This is a genomic window from Algoriphagus persicinus (assembly GCF_035156415.1).
GTDB lineage: Bacteria > Bacteroidota > Bacteroidia > Cytophagales > Cyclobacteriaceae > Algoriphagus > Algoriphagus persicinus.
The window spans coordinates 1-6,616 of sequence record NZ_JAYEEY010000057.1 but is presented as its reverse complement, the minus strand read 5'-3'; the positions used below and the strand labels follow the sequence as shown (position 1 = coordinate 6,616).

Genomic DNA, 6,616 nt, shown 5'->3' with positions numbered 1-6,616 from the left:
TCCTACAGAACAAATCGGTCTCAGAGTAAAGAGACCATTTTCCATAATCTGATCAACAGAATGGTTAAGGCTGAAAAATTATATATCCAGAATTTGATATGATGTTAAATGGCCACCTCTAAATGTTTTTAAATGAGGCAACGTTTTATAATCGGTTTTTAATACATGCAATTGTTGTCAAATGACTTTATTATGGTTCTTTTTGCAAAAAAAGATGAATACTAATTTCAAACTTTTAGCAAACCAAACATGAATAAAAATCTACTTCATCTAGGCATGGTCATGCTTATATTCCTTACAGGAATTAATCTTGGCTGGGCTCAGACTAGTGCATTTGACTTTAATACCTCAGGTCAATTAGTCAATTCTTTTAATGGTTCTGGTGCAGATTTCGAAAATGTTGTTCAGTCCGCAAATGGTGGACTCAATAACTCAGGTGCCGTCTCTGTACCCAGTTCTAATACAAATGCTGTTTTTGCATCTAAAAACAGTTATAGTCTAGGTCCTGTTGGAAGTTCGTATACATTTGAAACATTTATAAAAAGCACAGGTCCTAATGGATATAGTGGGGTAGGATTTACCTCCGTTTCACCTACAAGTAAATTTACTACCACTGGTGTTTATAGACCAAATGATGCCCTTGGGGTGTCAGTACATGGTGGAGGGTACGTATTTCATAATGGAGATACCAATTACTCTGGTAATTGGCCCACTACCTATAATGATGAAATTACCACTATTAAAGCATCATCCTGCACTTATTTAATCGATGATACTAGCTCGTCTTGTGGTTCACCTGATAGGTGGTACAAAATTGTATTTAAAGTCAATAGAGCAACGAGTACTACTTTTAATATGCGTGTGGAGGTGTGGCCTGCTGCTCAAGATGGTTCATTGTTATATCCCTCTGAAGCATCTGCAATTGTTGAAGTTAATGGAGTAACTAACTTAACCCTATCAAACGCTTCACAGCTTTATAGTTATTTTAATTTTTCCGGTCATCGGGTAACCAAATTTGACAACTTTAGCTATAATCTTGTTGGTGCTACCGAAATTCAGGCAGGTGCACCAGTTGTTTTGACTGAATCGGTTTCTTTGACCGGTAATATTATTTCTGTCAATGGAAATGTGACCTCTGACAATGGTGCAGCTGTCACCGAACGGGGATTTGTTTACAGCACATCAACTAATCCGACTACTGCTAGCAGCAAAGTGGTACGTGGGTCTGGTACAGGCACCTTTACTGGTTCCACTTCCGCATTAGACCCTGGGACTTACTACGTGCGCGCATTCGCCACCAACAGTACTGGAACATCTTATGGAGAGGAATTTTCTAGGACAGTTACTGCTGCCTTTCCTAGTGTAACAACAAATGCTGCCACCTCACTTACCTCTTCAGGCGCAACGCTAAACGGTAATGTAACCTCAGAAGGGGGAGCAGCCGTTACAGCCCGTGGATTTGTTTATTCTTCTTCAGATAATACTCCAACTATCGCTGAGGGGGGTGTAACTCAGGTGCCGGATGGAAGTGGGACGGGAATTTTCAACGAAGCGGTTACTGGATTGAGTGCTTCGACTACTTATTATTATCAAGCTTATGCTACGAATAGTGGTGGTACGAGCTATGGAGGGGTGGAGAGTTTTACAACTGGAAATGCAGGAGTATTATTAAGCACTAGCCCTATTCTGACATTTACGGCAAATTCTGCTGATGTTACAGGAGACAATATTGCAACAGATGGAGAGGCAGGTTCTCAATCTATTTCTGATATTGACATCCAGATTTTCAATATTTCTGATGTTAATGGGACTTTTCTAAATTCTCTTTCATGGAAAAATAACAGTTTCCTATTTAGTGGAGACCCGGGTTATTCAGCATTAACCTATGACAACAACAACAATGACGGTAACAAAGGAATGTCTATCAAATCAGGTGATGGCAGTAAATTCCAGCTTGTTCAGTTTAAGTATTACAATTGGGGTGAGACCAACTCCTTCACTAATACCATAAAAGGATATAGGGGAGGAATGGAAGTTGCATCCATGACCTTCAATGGTTTTGACACCAATTACAATCCATTAACGGTTACATTGAACGCCTCATTTTCTAATGTAGATGAGGTAAGGATCTATATAAGCGATGCAGGTTGGGCAGGAAATGGTACGACAAACCACAGTATCAATAATATCCAGTTAACTTCTCCTGTATCTGCAACCTTGCCCACGGTAGTATCTACAGCGGCATCATCTATTACTGCCACAGGATCCAACTTGAATGGTAATGTAACCGCAGATGGGGGAGCATCTGTTACAGCCCGTGGCTTTGTATATTCCTCTTCAGACAATACTCCCACTATCGGTGAGGGAGGCGTAAATCAGGTTGCAGATGGTAGTGGGACGGGAGTTTTCAGTGAAGCTGTTACAGGATTGAATCCATCCACGATCTATTACTATCAAGCTTATGCCACCAACAGTGAGGGGACAAGCTATGGAGGTGTTCAGAGTTTTACAACTACTAAGATTCAGCTTGCAATCAGTAGTCAAAATTTAACCATCTCTAAATCCTATGATGGAACTAATACTGCTACAGTTACAGATATCGTGTTGGAAGGAGTTCGCTCTGGAGATGATGTGACCGTGACAGGGGAAGCTACCTATGACAATGCTTCGGTGGGTGAAAACAAGTCCATCACGGTTGTATATACTTTGGGAGGAGCAGATGGGAATTCGATATTCACTCTGAATAATCTCACACCGGGTGGTGGAGCAACAAGTAGCGACAAAAATTTTGCAAACATCAGTAAATGGGCTCAACAATTTACATCGAATGAAAGCGGAGTAATCTCAAGCTTGAAATTGAATTTGTATCGCACAAACAACCAGTCAGGCTCTTTCGCAGTAGAACTTTGGAGCGGAAACGGAACGATACCAACCTCCCAACTTGTCGTGCTGAAAACATTGGATTGGACAAATGTTCCCCTGAATAATACAGCTACAACAACGACTGACTTCATCGAACTTACAAGTCTGGAAAATTCTTATTCCGTAGTCTCAGGAACTAAGTACTGGATCGTGGTATCGCAACCTTCAAATGGGCCTTTTGCAAAACGATGGGCAGTAAATGGAAGTGGAAATGAAACTGCATCCTACAATGCCAACCAGAATTTATGGACTGGAAATGGTACATCAATAGACCTAGGGTATCAGATAGAAATTGAAGTTCCTGGAACTTATATTGCCCCAACGGATTTTGTAGTAAACAATGGTGTTATCACGGCGAAGAACCTGACAATAGGGAGTCAGAACTTGACCTTGAGCAAGACCTATGACGGAAACACGACGGCAGAGATTACAGATATAGTAGTAGATGGAATTGAGCCAGGTGATGAGGTGACCGTGAGTGGGCTTGCGACTTATGCCGATGCTACAGCAGGCACGGGTAAAACAATCACAGTGGTCTACACGCTAGACGGCGCTGATGCTGCAAATTATTCAGGACCGGAGAATACGGTAGTAACAACTGGGGAAATTACTGCCAATCCGCCAACCATCACAAGCACACCAACCACCACCATACCTTACGGTCAGCCATACAGATATAGTGTAGTAGCTACTACAGAGGGCGGTCTGGAGACAACGCTTACAGCTCCAACTTTGCCGGCGTGGTTAACCTTTAGTACAGACGGTCAAAGCACTGCCACCCAATTTGGAAATGTTCCTGGTGGAGTACAATTATCAGGGGCAGCAGGTGATAATGATGGAAATATTTATGCCATTCGATCAAATGGGACAGAAATCTTTAAAATCCAGTCAGATGGAACGACCACTTCATGGAAATCGGGAATGATATCAGGGACGGTTTTTGCCTTACATATTGTAAATGGATACATATATATTCCAAGGCATTCTAATGCAGTTGAATCTATCACCCGTGTACCTCTCAATGATCCTAGTGCAGCAGAGGAAGTTTTTCATTCTCGTTCAGGAGGAGCACTTTCTCTGACAGACAAAGACGGATTTATTTATGCAGCAAACTTTAGTGGAAGTGAGATATTGAAGATTAATGAGTCAACCAAAGCGGTTGAATTGGTTTTGAACTCAACAGATGGTATTCCTTTATATGGACCATTTGGGTTGACTTTTGATGCTGTTGGCAATCTTTATATAGCTACATGGACCAATAGAAGCATTTTGAAATATGATGGCAGTACTGTTAGTACAGCTTTATCAGGTTTGCCTAATCATGTTTCTAGTATCCGAGTTGATAAAAATGGAAATTTTTATCTTTCTATGAGGAGTGCTGGGGTTAGGAAATACACCTCTGATTTTAGTTCCTTTCAGGTGGTTTCTCTTTCAGCTACTGATAATATTTATAGTTTATCCCTTACTTCTAGTGGTGCTTTAGTTTATGCAAAATATAATACCAATGAAGTTTTCAGACTTCAAACTGGGGCTGTGCTTATGGGAACTCCGGCCAAATCTCATGTAGGAGCGCATCCTGTTGTAATGAAGGCTCAAAATAATGCTGGATTTACCGAGCAGTCCTTTTCCATCACCGTTACTGATGAGACCGCTCCTGTTGTTTCTGCTTTTGTTCCGGCCAATAATGCCACAGAAGTAGCACTTCAGCCTACCTTGACCATCACTTTTGATGAGGAGGTTGTATTGGGAACTGCGGGCACACTCACGGTCAATAACGGAGGTACTGTACTTCGGACTTATGATCTATCGGTAATTGAAGATCGGAATGCATTGGTGCTATCAGAGAATAAGATGACACTTTCAGTTGACTTGGATAGCACACTTCCACGTAATACAGTCATCACTATTGGCATTTCTTCAGGCTTTGTGAAGGATATGGCAGAAAATGCTTTTGCAGGTTTCGCCGCCAGTTCCAATACCTGGAGATTTACAACCCTATCAGACAGCGAACCTCCTGTCATTACTCTCCCAAATGACAACACCAAGGTTGCAGACCAAGACGCTTGTAACTATACAGTGCAGGGCACAGAGTTTGACCCGATCTCAGTTACAGATAATAGTGGAACAATCACTTCCTTAACTTACGCAGTAAAACAGCTCAAGGCTGCTACAAGTTTGATTTCTGAGGATTTCAATTCAGGTGCTTGGAATCCTGCAAATTTTGAGATTGGTTCTCCCAATGGATCGGTTGTGGACGGAGCTTATCAAAGTGCCGGAGGAGACGATAGAGGTACCCTTAGAACCGTGGCTGATTTTATCCCAACTGCTGAAAATCCACTTAATGTCAGTGCTACATTAAGATTTTCTGGAGGAGAATCCATTGCATTCATTGGTACTCGAAGCACAGGCCTTAAAAATTCTGGCTACTCAAATGAGCCTTCAAATAGTTTGTACTTCAGAATACATAATTTTATTGATGGTTATACAGTTATTTCAGGAACATCTTTTGATGGAAGACCAGGAAATGCTTTTTATACAAATCCAATTAGGATAGAATTTGTAGATAATGGATCTAATATCACAGGAACTTTTACTAATACGGTTACCAATCAAGTACTTTCCTTTAATGAAAACACAGCATATAGTTCAGGTTCTTGGAGAGTAGTGTTTTCTGGCGGAGGTAATGCTTCTTGGGATGATATTAAAATCAGCATTGGGCCACATGAAAGTTTCCAGGAAATAGCGAATGGTACCAACTCAGCAGCAGGTAAACAATTACCGATAGGCATAAATAGAATCCTGTGGACAGCTACTGACCCAGCTGGAAATGAATCCACCGAAACCATCTCAATTACAGTAGAAGATAAGCAGAAGCCTACTTTTATCGCTCCATCAAATGTTACAGAAAACACAATTGGAGGAGAGAAATCTAAAATGCTTACTATTTCTAATGTGGTCGTTTCGGATAATTGTGGAATTGAATCACTAAGCTGGAAAATGACAGGCGCGACTATCGCTAGTGGCACAGATCAAGTAGGAACTTATTCATTCAATACAGGACTAACGACTATTACCTATACAGCGACAGACATATACGGAAATGCTGAAACTACTTCTTTCACAGTATCCTTGAAAGAGGCACAGGAAATTACATTTAATCCTATTTCAACGAAAACCTATGGCGATCCTAGCTTTGACTTAGATGCAAGTGCCAGTTCAGGTCTTACGGTTGAGTTTAAAAGTTCAAATACAGCAGTAGCCACGGTATCTGGAAATACGGTGACGATAGTTGGACAGGGATCAACAATTATCGCTGCAACTCAGCCCGGAAATGATGCTTATGCTGAGGCAGAATCAAAGACCCAAACTTTGACCGTCAATAAAAAAGCCTTGACTATCACGGCTAACAACGACAAGAAGACTTATGGCGAGGAAAACCCAGCCCTGACCTTCACCTACACCGGCTTAGCCAACGGTGACACGAAAGTAGCAACCGAACCAAGCATCAGCACGACTGCTACACAAAGCTCAAACGTAGGAACTTACCTAATCACGCTAAGTGGCGGATCGGATGATAACTATACCATCACGCTAGTGAAAGGTACGCTGACTGTTGGTAAAAAAGCAGTAACCATCACGGCAGATGACAAGTCGAAGACTTATGGTGAAGCGAATCCAACGCTGACCTTCACTT

At 41.5% G+C, this 6,616-nt stretch carries 1 protein-coding gene and 1 pseudogene; both read left to right on the top strand.

Going from position 1 to position 6,616, the window contains the following annotated elements; all coding sequences use genetic code 11:
• Window positions 1-102, top strand: a pseudogene (locus tag U3A58_RS21450) (IS1595 family transposase); the annotation flags it as partial.
• 147 nt (window positions 103-249) lie between these two features.
• The coding region (locus U3A58_RS21445) for an MBG domain-containing protein (protein WP_323826446.1) at window positions 250-6,616 on the top strand (6,367 nt) is incomplete at its 3' end.